We start from the raw sequence: 20802 nt of genomic DNA, 5'->3' as shown, positions 1-20802 counted from the left end.
TTAACCCCAGCAAGGAGAGCACCACCGTGTCCGAGGTCCGTCTCGCCGCCGAACCACGTACCGAGTTCGGCAAGGGCGCCGCGCGCCGCACCCGCCGCGACGGCAAGATCCCCGCGGTGCTGTACGGCCACGGCTCCGAGCCCAAGCACCTGGCCCTGCCCGCCATCGAGTTCGCCCGGGTCGTCCGGGAGCACGGTCAGAACGCCGTGCTCACGCTCGACATCGGGAACGGGACCGAGCTCGCGCTGACCAAGACGGTCACCACGCACCCGATCAAGAACTACATCGAGCACGTGGACCTGCTGCTCGTCCAGCGCGGCGAGAAGGTCACCGTGGACGTGCCGGTGGTGATGACCGGTGAGGCGCAGCCCGGCACCCTCGTCACCCAGGACGCCTCGGCGCTGCAGGTGGCGGTCGAGGCGCTGCACATCCCAGAGCAGTTCGAGGTCTCGATCGCGGGCGTCGAGGCCGGCACGCAGATCCTGGCGTCGGACGTCGAGCTGACCGAGGGCGCGGAGCTGCTGACCGACCCCGACACCCTGGTCATCGCGATCAACGTCGCGCCGACGGCCGAGGAGATGGAGGCCGGCGGGGAGGCCCCCGAGGGCGCCACGCCTCCGGTCGGTGGCGAGTCCGACGAGTCCGACAGCGAGAGCTGAGCCACCCGGGCGGCCCCGTGGGGCCGCCCGGTTCGCTTCTGGCGAGGTCCCCACATGCCGGATCCTTCGAACGACGCACCGATGTTGGTGGTCGGCCTCGGGAACCCGGGGCCGCGGTACGCGGCGAACCGCCACAACATCGGCTTCCTGGTAGCCGACGAGCTGGCCGCCCGGATGGGCGGCCGGTTCAAGGCGCACAAGGGTGGCGCGGACGTCCTCGAAGGACGGTTGGAGGGCCGGCGGGTGGCCCTGGCCAAGCCGAGGTCCTATATGAACGTCTCCGGCGGCCCGGTGGCCGGAACGGTCCGGTTCTACAAGGTGACGCCGGAGAACCTGATCGTCGTGCACGACGAGCTGGACCTGCCGTACGGCACCGTCCGGCTGAAGCTGGGCGGCGGCGAGAACGGCCACAACGGACTGCGATCGATCACGAAGTCGCTGGGAACCCGGGACTATCTCCGGGTACGTTTCGGCATAGGCCGCCCGCCGGGACGGATGGATCCGGCAGACTTCGTCCTGCGCGACTTCTCCGCAGCCGAACGCAAGGAGCTGGCGTTCACCATCGACCACTGCGCCGACGCCACCGAGGCGTTGGTGGGCAAGGGTCTGGAAGCGGCGCAGAACCTGTTCCACACACGCTGAGCCGGAGGCGGCCATGCAGCAGCCGGATGAGATCCCGCTGACCCCGATGGTGGTCGACTGTGTCACGTTCGACCGCGCGCCGCTGGGCCGCCGCGGCTACAACGAGGACCAGGTGGACGACTTCCTGGACCGGGTGCAGGCCACCCTGTCCGGCCAGGACAATCTGACGCCGCAGGACGTCCGCAACGTCGTGTTCGACAGCGCCCCGTTGATCCGCCGCGGCTACCACGAGGACCAGGTGGACGACTTCCTGGACCTCGTCGAGGCGGAGCTGGAGCGACGTTCCCGGGTGCGCCCGGCGGTGGCCCCGCGGCCGACGCCGGCGGAGCAGACCAGCCCCATGCTGTGGGCGGTGCCGCCGTCGATCCAGGGCGCGCCCGCCACCACGCCCCCACCCAACGGCCGCCACGCGAACGACCCGAAGCCGGAGCCGGCCAGCGAGACCGCGGTCGTGTCGGCCCCAGAGGCGAGCACCGACACAACTGTCGCGTCGCGAACGGGGGCGCCCGGCGAGGACGCTTCCGCCGACTCCCCCGCTCCCACGGATCACGCAGGCGAGTCCTCCGCAGGCGCAGCGGCCACTTCCCGCGCGGACTCCCCCGGCTCGACACCCACCCCCCGGGAAAGCCCGCCGGCGCCGCCCCTCACGGGGCGCAGCGGTACCGAGCCCACCACCCAGGACACCGAGCCGACCGGTGCACCGGAGACCCCAAGCGCACCCGCCGACGCGGACGCGGACGCCGGCGCCGTCACGCGGTCCCTGGCGCCCGCGCCAAGCCCGCGACCCACCGCCGCCCCCGAACCCACCGCGAGCAACTCCACGCCGTCCACAGGCCCGGACTCCGACCCACCCGCCCCGAGCCCGCAACCCACGGCGACCGCAACCAGCCCTCACACGCCGAGCCCCCCACCCACGGCGACCGCAACCAGCCCTGACTCCCCGAGCCCACAGCCCACGGTCACCGCTGTCCCCACCCCGAGCGCTCCGCCACCCACCGCCGGGACCGACGACGAGGCCGAGTCCAGCCCCACACCACCCGCGGATCCCGGCGCCGAAGCCCTGACCGCCGACACCGCGCCAGCCGGGAAGGACTCGCCGAGCTCGCCGGCGGCCTCACCGCCCAACGACCCCGAACAACAGCGAAAGCCCCTGACCCACACCCCCGCCAGCACGCTCCTCGACGCCTGGCGGGACACCAACGTCCTCGCCCTGCCGCTTCCCCCGGCCCCACCCAGCGAACGCGGCTACCGCCCCGGCGACGTCGAACGCCTCATGACCATGATCGCCTCCGCGATCAGCGACCCCGACGGCCCGACCGCCGAGAACCTCGCCACGCTCAAGCTCACCCGCACCTTCTTCATCGGGCAGGGCTATCACGCGGGCGTGGTCGAGGCCCTTCGGTTGGCCTGGGTCACGGAGCTTCGTCGGCGCGAGTTCTGATCTGGTCGGCGACCTGCTCGCCGGCCGCGGCGCGGCGGAGCTTGCCCGACGGGGTCTTGGGGAGCGTTCCCGGCGGGAGCACGACCACCGCCACCGGCCGGGCGTTGACGGCCTCGAACACCCGCGCGCCGACCTCCTTGCGCACGACCTTCTCCGCCGCCGGGTCACCGGCCAGCCTCGACTCGACGACCACGGCGAACCGCTCGCGCCGCGTTCCGGCGTCCAGACGGACGGCCACCGCGTTTCCGGCGCGCACACCGTCCACAGCGGACGCGGCGCGCTCGATGTCGGTGGGGTAGATGTTCCGGCCGGCGAGGATGATCACGTCCTTGGCCCGGCCGCAGATGACGACCTCACCGTCCACCGTGTACCCCAGGTCCCCGGTGTGCAGCCAGCCCTGGTCGTCCTGGGTGGGCACGGGACCGTCGACGGTGAGGTAGCCCGGCGTCACGGACTCGCCGCGCACGCGGATCTCGCCCACCTCGCGGTCGCCGAGTACCTCGCCCTCCAACGACACGATCGAGACCTCGAAACCCGACAGCGGCGGCCCCAGCAACGCGAACGACCGCGTGGCGGTCGCCGGGTCGACCGGCACGGCGCGGTTCTCCGCCTCCAGCTTCTCGGCGTCCACGTGGTCCAGGCGCAGCCCGATGAACGGCCGGGCGAAGGAGATCGCCAACGTGCCCTCGGCCATTCCGTAGGCCGGGAAAACGCATTCCGCAGGCATCCCGAACCGCGCACCGGCCGAGACGAACGACTCCACGGCCTTCTCGTCGATCGGCTCGGCGCCGTTCAGGGCGATCCGCAGTGTCGACAGGTCGAAGTCCTCGTCGGCGCCCGCCAGCCGGCGGCCGAGGAGGGCATAGGCGAAGTTCGGGGCGGCGGTAATCGTCCCCCGGTAGTTGGAGATCAGCCTGGCCCAGAGCAGCGGCGCGGACAGGAAGTCCACCGGCGTCACCTTGACCAGCTCGATCCCCATCAGCATGGGCGTGGTGTAGAAGCCCACCATGCCCATGTCGTGGAACATCGGCAGCCAGGACACCATGATGTCCTTGTCCTCGTCCAACTCCGCCCGCTCGGCCATCGCGCTGATGTTCGCCAGCAGGTTGCCGTGGGTGATCCGGACCGCCTTCGGGTCGGCCGTCGAGCCGCTGGTGAGCTGGAGCAGCGCCGGCGCGTCCTCCTCCACCTCGACGATCGAGGACAACGGTGTGCCCGAGGCGAGTCCGTCGATGAGCTGGTAGCCGATGCCGTGCTCGTCGAGCAGCGGGGCGAGCTGGTCGAACGGGGCGCCGAGCAGAACCAGCTTCGAACCAATCATATTCAGCACGCGCACGGTGTCCTCGGCCCACACGGCCAGGTCCGACCGCGGCGTCGGCTGGTGCAGCATCGTCACGCTGCCCCCGGCCAGCCAGACTGCCTGCACCGCCGGCCCGATCGCCGCCGGCTGCGCGGCCAGCACCGCGACCGCGTCGTGCCGGGCGAGGCCACCGGTCACCAACGCGCCGGCCATCGCCCGGGCCTGCTCGTGGACCTGCGCCCACGTCGTGTGCAGGGGTTCGGTCGGCTCCCCGGTGGTGACGCCGCGCCGGCGCCCGCCCGTGTTGGCGGTCTCGACCAGCTTGTCGACGAAACGGCTCATAGCCTCAACTCTAGATGGGCCTACTCCGCCGCATCCGCCACCTCGAGCCAGCGCTGTTCCACGGTGGTCTTCTCCGCCAACACCTCGCGCAGCTCGGCGTCCAGCGCGAGCAGCCGCTCGGCGTCGGTCGCCGCCGCGGCGAGCGCCTGGTGCAGCGACTCCTCCTGCTCGGTCAGCGCGTCGAGCCGGCGTTCGAGCCGGGCCAGCTCCTTGCGTGCCGCGCGCTGTTCGGCGGCGACGGAGCGGGTGGCGGGCGCGGCCGTGGCGCGGGGCGCCGGCGCCGGAGCGACCATGGTGTCCCGACGGGCCAGGTACTCCGCGATCCCGCCGGGCAGGTGCGTCACCCTGCCGTCGCCGAGCAGGGCGTAGACCGCGTCGCAGACCCGCTCCACCAGGTACCGGTCGTGCGAGACCACGACCAGGGTGCCCGGCCACGTGTCGAGCAGGTCCTCGAGCTGCTGCAGGGTGTCGATGTCCAGGTCGTTCGTCGGCTCGTCGAGCAGCAGCACGTTCGGCTCGGCCATCAGCAGCCGGGCGAGCTGTAGGCGTCGGCGCTCGCCGCCGGAGAGGTCCGAGACGGGCGTCCACTGCCGCGCCGCCTGGAAGCCGAACCGCTCGGCCAGCTGCGAGGCGGACATTTCCTGCTTGCCGAGCGTGACCCGGCGCGCGACCTCCTCGACGGCCTCCAGCACGCGTTGCGTGCCCGCCAGGTCGTGCAGCTCCTGGCTGAGATACGCCAGCCGCACGGTCTGTCCCTGGATCCGCCGGCCGGACTCCGGCTCCAGCTCGCCGGCGAGCAGCCGCAGCAGCGTCGTCTTGCCCGACCCGTTCACGCCGACCAGGCCGATCCGGTCCCCCGGGCCGACCCGCCAGGTCAGCCGGTCGACCAGGGTGCGGTCGCCGACCGACACCGAGGCGTCCTCCAGCTCCAGCACGGTCCGGCCGAGCCGGCGCTTGGCGAACGCCAGCAGCTCGACCGAGTCACGCGGCGGCGGGACGTCGGAGATCAGCGCCTCGGCGGCCTCGATCCGGTAGCGGGGCTTGGACGTTCGCGCCGGCGGGCCGCGCCGGAGCCAGGCGAGCTCCTTGGCGGCGAGGTTGCGGCGCTTCTCCTCGAGCGTCGCGGCCAACCGGGCGCGCTCTGCCCTGGCGAAGACCCAGTCGGCGTAGCCGCCCTCGTACTGCTCGACCCGCCCGCCGACGACCTCCCAGGTCCTCGTGCAGACGGTGTCGAGGAACCAGCGGTCGTGGGTGACCACCACCAGCGCGGTGCCGCGGCCGGTCAGGTGCTCGGCCAGCCAGCGCACGCCCTCGACGTCGAGGTGGTTGGTCGGCTCGTCGAGGATCAGCAGATCGAGCTCCTGGACGAGCGCGGCGGCGAGCGCCACCCGGCGCCGTTCTCCGCCGGACATCGTCGCGACCGCGCTGTCCACGCCGAGCGCGGTGATGCCGAGCCCGGTGAGGATGGCCCTGGCCCGCGGGTCGGCCGCCCACTCGTGCTCGGCGGTGACGCCGAGCGGGTCGAGCACCGCGTTGCGGACCGTCGAGCCAGCTGGGAGCTCCGTGCGCTGGGTGACGACCGCCTGGCGCAGGTCGCGGCCGCGGCTGACGCGGCCGCCGTCCGGCGGCTCGATGCCGGCGAGGATCTCCAGGAGCGTGGTCTTGCCGCCGCCGTTCAGGCCGACGACGCCGATCCGGTCCCCAACGCCCACGCCGAGCGAGACGGCGTCGAGGAGCGGGCGCATGCCGTAGCTCTTGCCGACCGCTTCGAGGTTGACCAGGTTGACCATGACGGCCTCACCGTACCGGGCGCCTCCGACAGCCCGGTCAGGCGTGCACCTGGGGCGGCGCGCGGTGGGGCTCGTCGTCGTTGACCACGCGGGCGCCCGGGACCGGGCCGTGCACGACGCGGACCGTGCGGCACACCCCGGCTCCGGAGAGCTCCGCCGCGACCCGCACCGCGTCCGCGGCGTCGGCGCAGAGGAACGCGCAGGTAGGCCCGGAGCCGGAGACGAGGCCGGCCAGCGCACCCGCGTCCACCCCGGCCCGCAGCGTCCTGCGCAGCCCCGGCCGCAGGGACACGGCCGCGGCCTGCAGGTCGTTGCCGAGCAGCAGGGCGAGCTGGCGGGCGTCCCCGGCGGCGAGCGCCTCGAGCACGGGCTCGGCGGAGCCAACCCGCGGCGGGTCGCCGGTGTCCCGGAGCCGGTCGAGCTCGGCGTAGACCTTGGGCGTGGCCAGTCCCCCACGGGCGAAGGCGAGAACCCAGTGGAAGGTGTGCCGGGTGAGCACCGGGACGATCCGCTCGCCGCGGCCGGTGCCCAGTGCGGTCCCGCCGTGCAGCATGAACGGCACGTCGCTGCCGAGGGTGGCGGCAACCGAGGCCAGCTCGTCCCGGCTGACCTCCAGCTTCCACAGGTTGGCCAGGCCCACCAGGGTCGCGGCGGCGTCCGCGCTGCCCCCGGCCATGCCACCGGAGACCGGGATGCCCTTGCGGATCAGCACCCGCACCTTGGGCTCGTCGGTGTCCTTGCCCACGTACCGGGAGAGCTCCTCGACAGCGCGCCAGGCGAGGTTGGCCCCGCCGGTCGGCACCGCCGAGGCGCCCTCGCCCTCCACCTCCACGCCGGGCTCGTCCGCGACGGCCACCGTCACCTCGTCGGTCAGCGACAACGACTGGAACACGGTGGACAGCTCGTGGAAGCCGTCCTTGCGCACCTCGCCGACCGCGAGGTGCAGGTTCACCTTGGACGGGACCCGGACGGTCACCGGGCGGGGCACGACAGCCAGCACCTCCCCAGCCTACGGCGCCCGGGCACCCTCCCCGGAAGTCAGGCGGCGCGCGGCCGCGGCACGGGGTGCCGGTGCACGGCCCCGCCGCGCTCGGCAAGCCAGCCCAGCGCCGCCTCCGCCCCCGCCCCGAGCAGGGCGAGGCGGAACCGCGCGACCGGCGTCTCGCCGATCTTGGTGACACCGCCGCCGGTCACCGAGATGTCGGTACCGAAGCGGCTCGCGGCCTCGGGCAGCAACGAGCCGACGGCCGCGAAGCCGACCAGCACGACGTCCGCCACGCCCGCGTAGCCGTCGGGCACCGGCCCGTCGATGGCCGGCAGCACGGCCTTGGCGACCGTGCTCTCCTGGTCGCGGACGAGGTCGAGCAGGCGGCCCGCCTCGAGCAGCCGACCGTTCTCGAGCACCGCGACGTCGTCTGCGATGCGCCGCACGACGCTGGCGTCCTGGGTGGCGACCAGCACCGTCGCGCCGAGCTCGGCGCGGGCGCGGTCGAGCACGGCCAGCACCCCGGCCGCTCCGTCGGCGTCCAGCGAGGCCGTCGGGTCGTCCGCGAGGACCACCGCCGGGTCACCGATCAGGGCCCGGGCGACGGCCACCCGCTGGCGCTGGCCCGGGGACAGCTCGGCCGGGTAGGTGGCCGCCTTGTCGGTCATCCCGATGAGGTCGAGCACCTTGCCCACCCGCTCACGCCGCTGCGGGCCGTCCATGCCGGCCTGTTCCAGCGGCAGCGCGATGTTGCCGGCGGCCGTGCGCTGGCCGAGCAGCGAGTCGCCGGAGGGGACGACGCCGATCCGGGACCGCGCGACGCGCAGGCTGCGCTCGTCCAGCGCACTGGTGTTGCGCCCGTCGAGGCGGAAGACGCCGCTGTCCGGCCGTTCGCGGAGGGACAGGACGCGCGCCAGGGTCGACTTGCCGGCCCCGGCCGGGCCGACGACGCCGGCGATGACGCCCGCCTGGACGTCGAAGGTGACGTCGTCGAGGGCCACGACGGACCCTGACGTACTTCGGAAGGTCTTGCTGAGGTTCTCCAGGGTGATCACGATGTGCTCCAGGGTGTCCAGGCGCGCGCGCCGAACCCGCCCAGCTCGAGAATTGGGCAGATGGTGGTCGGGGGATGTCGGTTGCTCGGAAGATCAGCTAGCTGAGCAGTTGGGACGACAGCCCGTGACAGTGCGCCGGCACTGATCGATGACCCGCCTGGTGGTGAGCATGACCATCGCTCTCACTCCTCCATCGCTCCTGGCGGTAGCACCTGCCCGCGGTGGGTGGTTGCTGCGGCGTCTCAGAGCCAGGTCTCTCGGCCGCTCGGGATGGATTACCTCAGACAGTGAACCTGACCTTCACTGTTGATCGCAACTACCTCACCTGCCAGATTAGGGCGGATATCCGCCAAATCACACGGCTGGCCCATCGGTGGTCGAGGGTTGGTCGAGGGCGACTCCAGCGAGCCGGGCGAAGTCGGCCACGGTGAGCTGCTCGCCACGGGTACTCGGGTCCACCCCGGCACGCTCGAGCAGCGCGCCAGCGCGGGCGGCGGAGCCGGCCCAGCCGGCGAGCGCGGCCCGGAGGGTCTTCCGCCGCTGCGCGAAGGCGGCGTCGACGAGCCGGAACACGTCCTCCCGGCGGCCGGGCGGGGTGTCCCGGCGGGTGAGCAGGACGAGTGCCGAGTCCACGTTGGGCACCGGCCAGAAGACCGTCCGCGGGACCGTGGCCACCCGGCGGGCCTCGGCGTACCAGGCGATCTTCACGCTGGGCACGCCGTACACGCGCGAGCCGGGTGCGGCGGCCATCCGGTCCGCGACCTCGGCCTGGACCATCACCAGCGCCCGGCGCAGGCTCGGCAGCTCGGCCAGCAGGTGCAGCACGACCGGCACGGAGACGTTGTACGGCAGGTTCGCGACCAGGGCGGTCGGCGGTGGCCGCAGCCGGTCGGCCGAGACGCGGACGGCGTCGTCCTGGATGACCTGGAGCCGCTCGGCCAGTGCCGGGGCCCGCTCGGCCGCGGTCTCGGGGAGCCGGCGGGCGAGTACGGGGTCGATCTCGACGGCGAGCACGCGGCGGCAGGCCGGGAGCAGGGCGAGGGTGAGTGAGCCGAGCCCCGGACCGACCTCGAGCACGACGTCGTCCGGGGTCAGCCCAGCCGCGACGACGATGCGGCGGACGGTGTTCGGGTCGTGCACGAAGTTCTGGCCGAGCTTCTTCGTGGGCCGCACGTCGAGCTCGGCGGCCAGTCGACGCACCTCGGCAGGCCCGAGCAGCGACGCGCCGTCGAGGTCAGTCCCGCCCTGTTCCACCCCGCGAGCCTAGTCGGCGCTGCCCGCCGATCTATAATTCCCTAAACAGACGTATATGTCTCTGTGTAAAGTGCGTATGTGACCAAACAGCTCTACTCGACGGAAGAGGTGGCCGAGCAGCTCGGGCTGCACGTGCGCACGGTTCGCGGCTACGTGCGGGACGGTCGGCTGAAGGCGGTTCGGATCGGGAAGCAGTACCGCATCACCCGCGAGGACCTGGAGGCCTTCCTCGGCGCACCCGTCGAGGACCCGCCCGAGGTTCGGCGGCACCGGCACGTCGAGGTGTCGAGCGTCGTCGAGATCACCGCGGTGAGCCCGACGACGGCCCACCGCGTCAGCACCCTGCTCACCGCCATGCGCAACCAGGCCGCCGATCAGCCCCTGCGGGTGCAGGCGGTCTACGACGAGGAAAGGGCCCAGATGAAGATCATGATCTTTGGCGGTCTGACCGACACCACGCAGCTTCTCGAGTACCTGCCGGCGGTGCTCGAGCCATGATCTACAAGACCGAGACCGGGGAGCGGGAGATCCTGCGCCGCTACGAGCAGACCCTGGCGAGCTGGCCCGTCCCGGCCGAGCAGCGTCGGCTGTCCACCCGGGAGGGCGAGACGTTCGTCCTCGTGTGCGGGCCCGAGGAGGCGCCACCCCTCCTGCTCCTGCACGGGTCGGGCACCAACGCGGCGATGTGGCAGGGCGACGTCGCCCTATGGGCCCAGCACTTCCGCGTCCATGCCGTGGACATGATCGGCGAGCCGGGGCTCTCCGCGCCGGCGCGCCCGCCGTTGGACTCCGCCTCCTACGCCGAGTGGCTCGACGACGTCCTGGACGCCCTCGGCCTGGACCGCGTCGCGGTTGTCGGGGCCTCGCTCGGGGGTTGGCTCGCGCTCGACTACGCGACCAGGCGAGTGGACCGGGTGGAGCGGTTGGCCCTGCTCTGCCCCGGCGGCGTGGGCCGCCAGAAGGTCGGGTTCCTCCTCAAGGTCCTGCTGTACAAGCCGTTCGGGCGATGGGGCATGTTCCGCTCGATCAAGGCGGTCGCCGGCGTCGACCCGCGGGCCACGCCGGAGGTCGCCGAGTACCTGGCGCTGACGTTCACCCACTTCCTGCCCCGCCGCGACCGGCTACCCGTGTTCTCCGACGAGGCCCTGCGGAAGCTGACCATGCCGGTACTGGTGATCGTGGGCGGCCGCGACGCCATGTTCGACTCCCACGACACGGCCGAGCGCGTCAGGCGGACCGTGCCGCACGCGACGGTGACCCTGCTGCCCGAGGTCGCGCACTCGATCATCGGCCAGACTCGGCCGATCCTCGAGTTCCTCCGAGGTGGACCGGCGCACTAGCCCTACTCATGCCTCGAGCCCGGACCACGGGGTCCGGGCTCGAGGCATGAGTAGGAAGGCGTTACTGGGGCAGGCCCAGCTGCTGCGAGCAGTGCGGCCAGGCGCCGTAACCGCCGTTGGCGTCGCGGAGCTTGGTGGCGATCGCGATCTGCTGCTCGCGGGTGGCCTGGTGGGCGAACGGGGCGTACTCCTCGCCGCCGTAGGCGTCCCAGGTGGGGTCGCTGAACTGGAGACCGCCGTAGTAGGTGTTGCCGGTGTTGATGGCCCAGTTGCCGCCGGACTCGCACTGTGCGAGGGCGTCCCACACACCGGCGTCGCTGACCGGCGGGGTCTCGGGCTCCGGGGGCTCCTTGGTGCCGATCCGGACGATCTTCGGCTTGGCCTTCTTGGTGATCTTGGAGCCGATCTCCTCGCGGGCGATCTCGACGCCGTTCTTGACCGTGATCCGGTAGGTCACCATGCGCTCGCCGGCGGCCCCCGGGTCGAGCACGACCTCGGTGCCCTCCTCGGCGTTGGGGTCCTCGACCTCCTGGACCGGCGGCTCGACCGCCTCGGTCTTGTTCACCACGGTGACGCCGTTGCGGGTGATCCGCACCTCAGCGCCGTTGGTGATCTTGAGGTTGGCGCCGGGGGTGATCGTGTCGTCCTTGCCCAGCGTGAGCTTGAGCTCCGCGAGCAGTTCCTGGACGGTGACCGCGTTGGTCTTCATCGCCTTGGGGGCGTTGCCGCCGTCGAACAGCGTGATGTTCTTGACGGTCTTGATCTCCATGGCCAGGCCGTTGAGCGGTACGGCCTTGCTCATGTCGTGGGACATCCACGCGCCGTCGGCGGAGAAGTTGATCGCCTTGAGGGCGTCCTCGACGGTGGTCGCGCGGACCCAGAAGTCCTTCTTCTCGCCGTCGATGGTCAGGTGCAGCTGCCGGCCGCGCTGCAGCACGATCGTGCTGCCGTCGTCGACGCTGGCGTTGGGCGAGGGGGACAGGGCGTCATGCGAGCCGACGTCCAGGCCCTGGTCCTCCAGCACCTCACCGACCGTGTCGGCGTAGGTGTTGACCTGCTGGGTCTTGCCGTCCACGGCGACCGTGACCGACTTGTTCATCGCGATCGCGGCGGCGCCACCGCCGATCAGCGACACCAGGATCGAGGCGAGCGTCGCCTTGAGGACGTTCTTCTTCCACCGCTTGACGCCGGTGACGAGGCCGGGGTCCTCCTCCTCGTCCTCGGGCGGCAGGGCCCGAACGCGGGGCATGCCGGGCACGGAGGACAGGTCGTCCGGGATGACCGGCAGGACCGTGGTCTCGGCGTTGATCAGCCGAATGAGCTCGTCGACATCGACGTTGGCGATCGCCATGAGCTCCTCGGCCTGCGCACCGAGGGCGACCCGCACATCGTCCGGGGTGATCGCGAGCGACCCGGAGTAGGCGTTCTCGTCGACGTCGGGCAGCTGGCCGTAGGCCGGGCTGCCCTGGTCGTAGAAGCTGGGGAACTCCGAGCGCCAGGCACGGAAGTCCTCGTCGATAACCGCTGTCGCGGGTCCGCCCGGCACGGCGACCGGGGTGAACCAGTCGGTGTCAGCGAAGCCGGCGTCGTCGTGGGCGCCGGATCTGTATCCGCTCACAGGGTCGATACCTCCACCAGAAAGGCCATAGGACTAACCCGACTACTGCGCATCGCGGGCTCTCCGGGACCGCTTCGTCCCAGCTACGGTCACGGGACAGTAACGGTGAAGGGCGGGTTGTGCAAACACATCCGTGAGTGTCGTGACATCGATCACTCCCCGAACGGAGTAACAACCGCCCCCGGTTCTACGCAAAGTTCACGCCTCGCGTGCGTCTTGTTCACTGGCGGTGACGGTCGACAGCCCGAAGACGCGGTCCGCGGTCGCCGCCACCTCCGCCGCCAGCTCCCCCACATCGACCCCTCTGAGCTGCGCAAGGTCGGCGAGCGTGTAGGCGGCGCAGTACGGCTCACCCGGGCGACCCCGGAACGGGTGGGGTGTCAGAAACGGCGCATCCGTCTCGACCAACAACTGGTAAGTGGGAATCTGAACCGCGGCCTCACGAAGCGCCCGCGCGTTGCGAAACGTCACGGTTCCGGCGAGCGAGAGGACGTACCCGCGATCGACACACCGCCGGGCGAACTCGAGGTCGCCGGAGAAGCAGTGGAACACCACGGTCTCCGGCGGGCCCTCCTCCTCGAGGACCCGCCAGATGTCCTCGTGGGCGTCCCGGTCGTGGATCATCAGCGGCTTGCCGAGCCGTTTGGCCAGGTCGATGTGCCAGCGGAAGGCCTCCTGCTGGGCGGCCGGTGGCGAGTAGTCCCAGTAGTAGTCCAGGCCGGTCTCGCCGACCGCCACCACCCGCGGGCGGGCGGCCAGCTCCTCGACGACCGCCCGGTCCGCGTCGGTGAACGTCGCGGTGCGGGTGGGGTGGACGGCGACCGCGGCGAACACCCGCTCGTCCCAGGTGGCCGCCTGCGCCGCCCAGCGGGCCGAGGCGAGGTCGTCGGCGACGGTCACGACCCGGGTGACGCCCACGCCCGCCGCGCGATCCACCATCGCCGTCACGTCGGCCGCGTCGCGTGCCCCGCAGGCGTCCAGGTGGGTGTGGGCGTCCACGACGGGCACGGGGAGCGGCGCCGGCAACGGCGGCCGCTCCCCCGTCCGTGGCGCCATCAGGACCGCACGACCGGCGCCCACTCGGGGCCGGTCTCGCCGAGCTCGGGGTCGAGCTTGGCGAACAGCGGCGTCGGCTTGGCCAGCGGCCGGCCCACCTCGATCGGCGTCGACTCCCATTTCGCCTGCTCGGCCGTGTAGTCCCCGGTGAGGATCGGGTTGACCTTGCCGGCGATGTCGAGGTCGTCGACCTCACGCAGCTCCGGCTGGGACGCCCAGACCCCGGTCGCGCCGAGCTGCTCGTGCACCTTCTGGGCGCTGTGCGGCAGGAACGGCGTCAGCAGCGTGTTGGCGTCCTGGACGACCTGCAGGGCGGTGTGCAGGATCGTGTCCCGCCGCTCCGGGTCGTCCTTGCGCTTCCACGGCTCCTGGTCGGAGATGTACTTGTTCGCGGCGCTGACCACCCGCATGGCCTCGCTGATGCCGGCCCGGAACCGCGAGCGCGAGAGGTGCTGGCCGACCGTGGTGAAGGCGTCCCTGGCGAGCTTCTTCAGCTCCTCGTCGGCCTCGGTCGGCGCGACCGGGGCGGGCACCGCTCCGACGTTCTTGTGCGCCATCGAGACGGACCGGTTGACCAGGTTGCCCCACTCGTTGGCCAGCTCGAAGTTGATCCGGCGGACGAACTCCTCCCAGGTGAAGTCGACGTCCTGGGTCTCCGGCCCGGCCGCGGAGATGAAGTACCGCAGCGTGTCGGGCCCGAACTCGCGCAGGAAGTCGTTGAGGTAGATGACCGTCCCGCGCGAGGTGGAGAACTTCGAGCCGCTCATCGTCAGGAACTCGCTCGAGGCGATCTCGGTCGGCAGGTTCAGCGTGCCGTAGGGGCCGGGCTTGCCGCCGAGGTCGCCCGCGCCGTTGTGGCCGAGCAGCAGCGCCGGCCAGATCTGGGCGTGGAAGGTGATGTTGTCCTTGCCCATGAAGTGCACGACCTGCGCGTCCGGGTCGTTCCACCACTGCTGCCAGGCGTCCGGGTCGCCCGAGCGGCGGGCCCACTCCACGCTGGCCGAGAAGTAGCCGATGACCGCGTCGAACCAGACGTAGAACCGCTTGAGCGGCTGGTCGCGCCAGCCGTCGAGCGGGATCGGGACACCCCAGTCCAGGTCGCGGGTGATCGGCCGGGGACGCATGTCCTCGACGAGGTTGCGGGTGAAGTTGAGGACGTTGGGCCGCCAGTCGGTCTTGGTGGAGAGCCACTCGCCGAGGGTCCGGGTGAACGCCGGCAGGTCGAGGAACAGGTGCTCGGTCTCGACGAACTTCGGCGTCTCGCCGTTGATCCTCGACCGGGGGTTGCGCAGGTCGGCGGCGTCGAGCTGGTTGCCGCAGTTGTCGCACTGGTCGCCGCGGGCGCCGTCGTAGCCGCAGATCGGGCAGGTGCCCTCGATGTAGCGGTCGGGCAGGGTACGGCCGGTCGACGGGCTGACCGCGCCGGTGGTCTTGCGTGCCTGGACGTAGCCGTTGCGGTGCAGGGCGAGGAAGATCTGCTGGACGACCTCGTAGTGGTTGCCGGTCGTGGTGCGGGTGTACAGGTCGTAGGTGACGCCGAGGCCGCGGAGGTCCTCCGAGATCACCCGGTGGTACTTGTCCGCGGTCTGCTGCGGGGTCAGCCCCTCCTTGTCGGCCTGGACGAGGATCGGCGTGCCGTGCTCGTCGCTGCCGGAGACCATCAGCACCCGGTTGCCCGCCATGCGCATGTACCGGGAGAACACGTCCGAGGGGACGCCGATACCGGACACGTGGCCGATGTGGCGGGGGCCGTTGGCATAGGGCCAGGCCACCGCGGTCAACACGGGGATGCTCATGGCGGCTTAGCCTACGGAGGACGGTGCGGGACGGATAACCGAGTATTCGGAGGCAGGGGTGTCGGCCACACGGCTGCTGGTGCTGGGTGTCGTGCGGATGTACGGGCGCGCACACGGGTACCAGGTCCGGCGCGAGCTGTTGACGTGGTCGGCCGACCGGTGGGCGAACGTGGCGCCGGGGTCGATCTACCACGCGCTGAAGAAGATGGCCGCCGAGAAGCTCCTCGAGGAGGTCACGGCCGAGGACGACGGGGAGGCCCGCGGCCCGGACAAGACCGCCTACCGGTTGACCCACGACGGTGAGACCGAGTTCCAGCTGCTGCTGGCCAAGAGCCTCTCGGAGAGCGACGACTCGGTCCAGGGCGCGCACCGGCTGTCCGCGGCCGTGACGTTCCTGCCGACCCTGCCCAGGGCCAGGGCGATCGGCCTGCTGCGGCACCGGATCACCCAGCTGCGCGGGACCGAGGCGACGACCCGGGACATGATCGAGCGGCATGACGAATGGGGCCAGCCCGAGCACGTGGATGAGCTGTACCGGCTGTGGCTGGTGAACACCCAGGCGATGCTGACCTGGCTGGAGGACCTGGTGGCCCGCCTGGAGGCCGGCAAGTACGTGATGGCCGACGACCCCGGAACCGAGTTCGGCGCCCCTCCGGCGGAGTAGCTAGACCGGCCGCTTCGCGAACCTGGTTAACCCAGCCACAGCCACCCTGCTGATTGGCATGACCACCTCGGGCTGCTTGCTGTCCCGGATGGCCGCGAGATCGCCCCGGACCTCCACGCAATTAGCCGATTCGGTGAATGAGGACTTGCGCCACGTCATGCGTTCACCCCTCCAGCAGGTCTCTGATGAGCCTACGACTTCCGTCCCTCGAAAGGGCGACGTGTTCGAGCCGGCTCAGGAGGTCGGTGTACGCGTTGGCCTCGTGGATGAAGGTCGCGCCAGCTGCCAGCTCGACGTACACAACGGGTGGCGAGTGGTGGAACGCCATCCAGTGCCAGGAGTGCAGGAGGAGCACCTCGGTCTGGTACGGCGGGATCACCCGAACACCGATGCCTCTGTCCTGGCAGTCCAGCAGGTGTTTCAGCTGCGCCCGATGTACCTCTCGTCCGCCCCATGGGGTGCGCAGCACGTTGAACGTGATGAAGGTCTTGTACTCCGCCTTCACCAGGATCTGCTGCCGGCGCAGCCGAGCCATCCAGATCGTCTCGATGTCCTCCCGCGGAATCCCGCCCGCCGTCAGGATGTTCGCGGCCGTCTCGTAGGTCTGGAGCAAGCCAGGAACTAGGCCGAGGGCGACCGTGACCAACTCCTCTGCTTCGGCTTCATAGCCGGCCAGTGTGCCGAGATCGCTCGGGACGCCCGGGATGGGGCGGTCCCACCAGCCACTCGACGAGCCGGCGGCCATCTCGGCCAGGAGCGGCTCCCGCTCCTTGGGCGGCAGGCCCCACGCCGTGATCAGCGTGGCGAAGTCCTCGATGGTCACCTTGCGAAGTCCTCTCTCGGTACGGCTGAGCTTGGCCAGGTACCAGCCGGCCATCTCCGCCGCTTGCTCCAGCGAGAGTCCGCACCGCTGCTTGCGGATCACTCTCAGCCGGGTTCCCCTCATCCGGTCCTGCGGGCGCGGGGTGTGTACAGGCATTGGCCGTCCTTCCTCGGCGAGACCTCCCGCAAAGAACCTAGGGGGACCATGACACGACCGCGTGGTCAAATTTGACTACCGGTCCCGCCGTGCGGCATGCTGCTCTCGCTAGTCAAACTTGACTATCTTCGAAGGGGAGCTTCCGATGATCGAGGCACGAGGCCTCGCCAGAACCTTCAAGTCCAGGAGCCGCACGGTCGAGGCCGTCCGAGGTGTCGACATCGACGTCGCCGCCGGCGAGTTGGTCGGCTTCCTCGGCCCCAACGGCGCGGGGAAGACCACCACCCTGCGCATGCTGACCACGCTGCTGCGCCCGAGCGCCGGCAGCGCCACCGTCGCCGGCCGGGACCTGCTCACCGACTCGCTCGGCGTCCGCCGCCAGATCGGGTACGTCGCCCAGGGCGGCGGCAGCGCGCCCGAGTGCCGCGTCGTCGAGGAGATCGAGATCCAGGGGCGCTTCTACGGCCTGTCCAAGGCCGAGTCCATCCGCCGCGGCCGCGCGCTCGCCGAACACCTCGACCTCGACGGCCTGGAGCAACGCCTGGTGCGCACCCTCTCCGGCGGCCAGAAGCGCCGGCTGGACATCGCACTGGGCCTGATCCACTCGCCGCGCCTGGTCTTCCTCGACGAGCCGACCAGCGGCCTGGACCCGCAGAGCCGGGCCAACCTCTGGCAGCACATCCGCTCGCTGCGCGACGAGCACGGCGTCACCGTGTTCCTCACGACCCACTACCTCGACGAGGCCGACGCGCTGTGCGACCGCGTCCTGGTCATCGACGACGGCACGATCGTCGCGGCCGGCTCACCCGACGAGCTGAAGTCGACGGTCTCCGGGGACGGCGTGACCGTCGGGGTGCCGGCGGAGTCGACCGTCGACGCCGCCGAGATCGCCGGCCACCTGCCCGGCGCCCACGAGGTGAGCACCACCGAGGACACGGTCAGCTTCCGGGTGCCGCGCGGAGACACCGCCCTGCCCGAGCTGCTGCGTGCCCTGGAGGCCAAGGGCATCGCGATGACCTCGATCCAGGTGCAGCGGCCCTCGCTGGACGACGTGTTCCTGACCGTGACCGGCCGGAGCCTGCGTGACGCCCAGGAGGTGCCCGGTGCTGCGTGAGACCTGGCTGGTGTTCCGCCGGCACACGGCGGTCTCCCTGCGCAGCCCGGCCTGGGTGATCATCGGCATCATCCAGCCGGTGCTCTACCTGGTCCTGTTCGGACCGCTGATGGAGAAGATCGTCGCCAACACGCCGGGCTTCCCGCCTGGCGACGCCTGGCAGATCCTCACGCCGGGGCTGCTGGTCCAGCTCGGCCTGTTCGGGAGCATGTTCGCCGGCTTCGCGCTGCTGGCGGACATCAGCACGGGCGTGCTCGAACGCATGCGGGTCACGCCGGTGCGGCGGCTCGCCCTGCTGCTCGGCCGCGTCCTGCACGACATGGTGCAGCTGCTGGTGCAGGCGGTGCTGCTGGTCGTGCTGGCAGCGCTGGTGTTCGGCCTGCGCGCGCCGCTGGCCGGGGTGGCGCTGTGCCTGGTGATGGTGGCCCTGCTGGGGATCTGCCTGTCGTCCTGCTCCTACGCGGTGGCCGCGATCCTGCGCAGCGAGGAGACCTTCCCGCCGGTGCTGACCAGCGTCTCGGTGCCGCTGCTGCTGCTCACCGGGATCCTGGTCCCGATCACCATGGACCTGGCCCCGAGGTGGCTGTACGTGCTGTCCCGGATCAACCCGTTCGCCCACGTCATGGACGCCGAACGGGCCGCGTTCCGGGGCGAGTACTCGGTGGACGCCCTGCTCACCGGCAGTGTCGTGCTGTGCGTGGTGACCGTGCTCGCCGTGTGGTGGGGTGCGCGCACCTTCCACCGCGAGAACGCCTGAGTTCCCGGGGCCGGCCCTCCCCCGGCCGGCCCCGGGCGGATCACCGGTTGACCGCGGCCAGGCCTGCCTCGGTGTAGCGGGCACCGGAGACCGAGCCGCCCGGTAGCGCGGAGTCGATCTCGGCCAGCTGCTCCGGGGTGAGCCGGACGTCGGCGGCTGCCGCGTTCTCCTCCAGGTACCTGACCCGCTTAGTGCCCGGGATCGGCACCAGGTGCGCGTGCTGGGCGAGCAGCCAGGCCAGCGCCACCTGGACCGGCGTGACGCCGAGCGTCTCCGCGAGCCCCTGGACGCGCCGGGCCAGGGCGATGTTGGCGTCCAGGTTCTCCCCCTGGAACTGCGGCAGCCCACGCCGGAAGTCGCCCTCCGGCAGGTCCCGCAGGGCGTCGACGTTCCCGGTCAGGAACCCCCGTCCCACCGGCGAGTACGGCACGACGCCGATCCCCAGCTCGGCACAGGTCGGCAGCACCGAGTCGGCGAGGTCGCGGTTGAACAGCGAGAACTCCGACTGCAGCGCCGTGATCGGGTGGGCCGAGTGCGCCCGCACCAGCGTGTCGACACTCACCTCGGAGAGCCCCAGGTACCGCACCTTCCCGGCGTCGACCAGGTCCGACATCGCGCCGACCGTGTCCTCGATCGGCACGTTCGGGTCGCGCCGGTGCAGGTAGTAGAGGTCGATGGTGTCGACACCGAGCCGCGTCAGCGACCGCTCCACCGCGGCCCGGACGTACTCCGGACTCCCGTCGACGCGGACCTCGCCGCCGCCCACGACCTCCCGGATCCCGAACTTGGTGGCGAGCACCACCTCGTCCCGGCGGTCCCGAATGGCCCGCCCGACCAGCTCCTCGTTGTGCCCGGTGCCGTAGACGTCGGCCGTGTCGAGGAAGGTGACCCCGAGGTCCAGCGCCCGGTGCACCACCCGGATCGACTCGTCGTCGTCGACCGGCCCGTAGACCGGCGACATCCCCATGCAGCCCAACCCCAGCGCGGAGACCTCGAGCTGCCCCAGCGTGCGCTTGTCCATCATTCCTCCTGTGTTGCCTGTCGAGCTCCACCCAACACGCTGGAGCACACTCCAGGTCAAGCCCGAAAACCGTCGGTCCCCCCGCGTAAGCTGGTTACCGGGGGCCGGAGGCCAAGATCACTCGCGCCGCGCCGCCAGCACCGCGTCGTAGAGCTGCTTGCGGCTGACGCCCGCGGCCGACGCCACGTCGCTGGCCGCCTCCTTGAGCCGAGCCCCGCCCTCGACCAGCTCCGCGACCCGCTCGACCAGCGTGTCCAGGTCCACCTCCGCAGGCGCCGCCCCGGCCACGACCACGGTGATCTCCCCGCGCACCCCGCCGGCCGCCCACTCGGCCAGCTCACCGAGCCCGCCCCGCCGGACCTCCTCGTACGGCTTGGTCAGCTCCCGGCACACCGCGGCTCGCCGGTCCGCCCCCAGCACCGACGCCGCGGCCTCCAACGTCGCCGCGATCCGGTGCGGTGACTCGAAGAACACCGCCGTGCGCGGCTCGGCCACCAGCTCGCCGAAGAACCGTCGGCGCTCCCCCTCCTTGCGCGGCGCGAAACCCTCGAAGCAGAACCGCTCACACGGCAGACCCGACAGGACGAGCGCCGTGGTCACAGCCGAGGGTCCGGGCAGGCAGGTGACCGGCAGGCCCGCCGCAACACACGCGGTGACCAGCCGGAACCCGGGGTCGGACACGCTGGGCATTCCGGCGTCGGTCACCAGCAGCACGGTCTGTCCCCGCTCGACCGCGCCGACGAGCCCGGACAGGCGCGCGGTCTCCACGGCGTCGTAGAAGCTGACCACCCGGCCGGTCGGGGTCGCGCCGAGCGCGGCGGCCAGCGCCCGCAGCTTGCGCGTGTCCTCGGCGGCGATCACGTCGGCGGTGCCGAGCGCCTCTACCAGGCGCGGAGAGGCGTCCCGCGAGTGGCCGAGCGGGGTGGCGGCCAGAACGAGCAGGCCGTGAGTGTCCATCTACCCAAGTGAACACTCACGGCCGCCCACAC

20 protein-coding genes and 1 riboswitch are annotated in these 20802 nt (G+C 71.5%); of the genes, 8 read left to right on the top strand and 12 right to left on the bottom strand.

From position 1 onward, the window contains the following. The first annotated feature begins 26 nt into the window (after positions 1–26). The 3 genes from BU204_RS22635 to BU204_RS41980 are packed head-to-tail and all read left to right on the top strand — an operon-like array spanning position 27 to position 2742. Positions 27–659, top strand: coding sequence for a 50S ribosomal protein L25/general stress protein Ctc (locus BU204_RS22635; RefSeq protein ID WP_075127736.1), 633 nt, complete (start codon positions 27–29; stop codon positions 657–659). 54 nt (positions 660–713) lie between these two features. Next, positions 714–1301 (top strand): aminoacyl-tRNA hydrolase, encoded by a 588-nt coding sequence (gene pth / locus BU204_RS22630; protein ID WP_075127735.1) that lies wholly within the window; start codon positions 714–716, stop codon positions 1299–1301. A gap of 13 nt (positions 1302–1314) precedes the next feature. Then, entirely contained in the window at positions 1315–2742 is a 1428-nt protein-coding gene (locus tag BU204_RS41980; protein WP_075127734.1) for a DivIVA domain-containing protein, read from the top strand. On the opposite strand, the gene BU204_RS22620 is transcribed toward BU204_RS41980, so the two are convergent. The 5 genes from BU204_RS22620 to rsmA all read right to left on the bottom strand — a co-directional run bounded on the left by BU204_RS22620 (position 2714) and on the right by rsmA (position 9468). Beyond that, positions 2714–4384 (bottom strand): fatty acyl-AMP ligase, encoded by a 1671-nt coding sequence (locus tag BU204_RS22620; RefSeq protein WP_075127733.1) that lies wholly within the window; start codon positions 4382–4384, stop codon positions 2714–2716. The two genes, BU204_RS41980 and BU204_RS22620, sit on opposite strands and share 29 nt — an antisense overlap. Positions 4385–4404: 20 nt before the next feature. Then, on the bottom strand, positions 4405–6174 hold the full coding sequence (locus BU204_RS22615) for an ABC-F family ATP-binding cassette domain-containing protein (protein ID WP_075127732.1): 1770 nt from the start codon (positions 6172–6174) through the stop codon (positions 4405–4407). Positions 6175–6211: 37 nt separating this feature from the next. Continuing rightward, positions 6212–7174 carry a 4-(cytidine 5'-diphospho)-2-C-methyl-D-erythritol kinase gene (locus BU204_RS22610; protein WP_075127731.1) on the bottom strand — a complete coding sequence of 321 codons (963 nt, stop codon included), beginning with the start codon at positions 7172–7174 and terminating at the stop codon, positions 6212–6214. A gap of 38 nt (positions 7175–7212) precedes the next feature. Then, a complete protein-coding gene (locus tag BU204_RS22605; protein ID WP_075127730.1) occupies positions 7213–8214 on the bottom strand; it encodes a methionine ABC transporter ATP-binding protein in 1002 nt (333 codons plus the stop codon). A gap of 187 nt (positions 8215–8401) precedes the next feature. After that, positions 8402–8491, bottom strand: a riboswitch (SAM riboswitch). Positions 8492–8568: 77 nt separating this feature from the next. After that, on the bottom strand, positions 8569–9468 hold the full coding sequence (rsmA, locus tag BU204_RS22600) for a 16S rRNA (adenine(1518)-N(6)/adenine(1519)-N(6))-dimethyltransferase RsmA (protein WP_233160479.1): 900 nt from the start codon (positions 9466–9468) through the stop codon (positions 8569–8571). A 78-nt stretch (positions 9469–9546) separates the two neighbouring features. Here rsmA and BU204_RS22595 point away from each other — a divergent pair, with 78 nt between their 5' ends. After that, entirely contained in the window at positions 9547–9966 is a 420-nt protein-coding gene (locus BU204_RS22595; RefSeq protein ID WP_075127729.1) for a helix-turn-helix domain-containing protein, read from the top strand. After that, a complete protein-coding gene (locus BU204_RS22590) occupies positions 9963–10808 on the top strand; it encodes an alpha/beta fold hydrolase (protein WP_075127728.1) in 846 nt (281 codons plus the stop codon). Before BU204_RS22595 ends, BU204_RS22590 begins: the two co-directional genes overlap by 4 nt. Positions 10809–10869: 61 nt before the next feature. On the opposite strand, the gene BU204_RS22585 is transcribed toward BU204_RS22590, so the two are convergent. The 3 genes from BU204_RS22585 to metG form a co-directional block, all read right to left on the bottom strand. Further along, the gene (locus tag BU204_RS22585) at positions 10870–12426 is read right to left on the bottom strand and encodes a resuscitation-promoting factor (RefSeq protein ID WP_075127727.1); all 1557 of its coding nucleotides are present in this window, start codon (positions 12424–12426) and stop codon (positions 10870–10872) included. Between the two features lie 198 nt (positions 12427–12624). Next, entirely contained in the window at positions 12625–13482 is an 858-nt protein-coding gene (locus BU204_RS22580) for a TatD family hydrolase (RefSeq protein WP_075127792.1), read from the bottom strand. Next, complete coding sequence (gene metG, locus BU204_RS22575; protein WP_075127726.1) at positions 13482–15278, bottom strand: methionine--tRNA ligase; 1797 nt, start codon at positions 15276–15278, stop codon at positions 13482–13484. The genes BU204_RS22580 and metG overlap by 1 nt, the downstream gene beginning before the upstream one ends. A gap of 58 nt (positions 15279–15336) precedes the next feature. On the opposite strand from metG, the gene BU204_RS22570 reads away from it, so the two are divergent. Then, complete coding sequence (locus BU204_RS22570; RefSeq protein WP_075127725.1) at positions 15337–15942, top strand: PadR family transcriptional regulator; 606 nt, start codon at positions 15337–15339, stop codon at positions 15940–15942. On the opposite strand, the gene BU204_RS22565 is transcribed toward BU204_RS22570, so the two are convergent. Then, positions 15943–16101, bottom strand: coding sequence for a DUF397 domain-containing protein (locus tag BU204_RS22565; protein ID WP_083661530.1), 159 nt, complete (start codon positions 16099–16101; stop codon positions 15943–15945). Positions 16102–16105: 4 nt separating this feature from the next. Next, positions 16106–16921: a helix-turn-helix domain-containing protein gene (locus tag BU204_RS22560; protein ID WP_075127724.1), complete on the bottom strand. Its 816-nt coding sequence runs from the start codon at positions 16919–16921 to the stop codon at positions 16106–16108. Positions 16922–17066: 145 nt separating this feature from the next. Between BU204_RS22560 and BU204_RS22555 the strand changes: the two genes are divergently transcribed. Together BU204_RS22555 and BU204_RS22550 are read left to right on the top strand one after the other, a co-directional pair. Next, on the top strand, positions 17067–18035 hold the full coding sequence (locus BU204_RS22555) for an ATP-binding cassette domain-containing protein (protein ID WP_075127723.1): 969 nt from the start codon (positions 17067–17069) through the stop codon (positions 18033–18035). Continuing rightward, positions 18025–18792 (top strand): ABC transporter permease, encoded by a 768-nt coding sequence (locus BU204_RS22550; protein ID WP_075127722.1) that lies wholly within the window; start codon positions 18025–18027, stop codon positions 18790–18792. Before BU204_RS22555 ends, BU204_RS22550 begins: the two co-directional genes overlap by 11 nt. A gap of 40 nt (positions 18793–18832) precedes the next feature. Here the strand turns inward: BU204_RS22550 and BU204_RS22545 are convergent, their stop codons facing one another. Together BU204_RS22545 and rsmI are read right to left on the bottom strand one after the other, a co-directional pair. Further along, the gene (locus BU204_RS22545; protein WP_233160475.1) at positions 18833–19816 is read right to left on the bottom strand and encodes an aldo/keto reductase; all 984 of its coding nucleotides are present in this window, start codon (positions 19814–19816) and stop codon (positions 18833–18835) included. 114 nt (positions 19817–19930) lie between these two features. Then, complete coding sequence (gene rsmI, locus BU204_RS22540; RefSeq protein WP_075127721.1) at positions 19931–20770, bottom strand: 16S rRNA (cytidine(1402)-2'-O)-methyltransferase; 840 nt, start codon at positions 20768–20770, stop codon at positions 19931–19933. Positions 20771–20802: the final 32 nt, after the last annotated feature.

The organism is Actinophytocola xanthii, assembly GCF_001921205.1.
GTDB lineage: Bacteria > Actinomycetota > Actinomycetes > Mycobacteriales > Pseudonocardiaceae > Actinophytocola > Actinophytocola xanthii.
The sequence above is the reverse complement of the archived record's forward strand: the minus strand, read 5'-3'. Positions and strand labels throughout refer to the sequence as shown.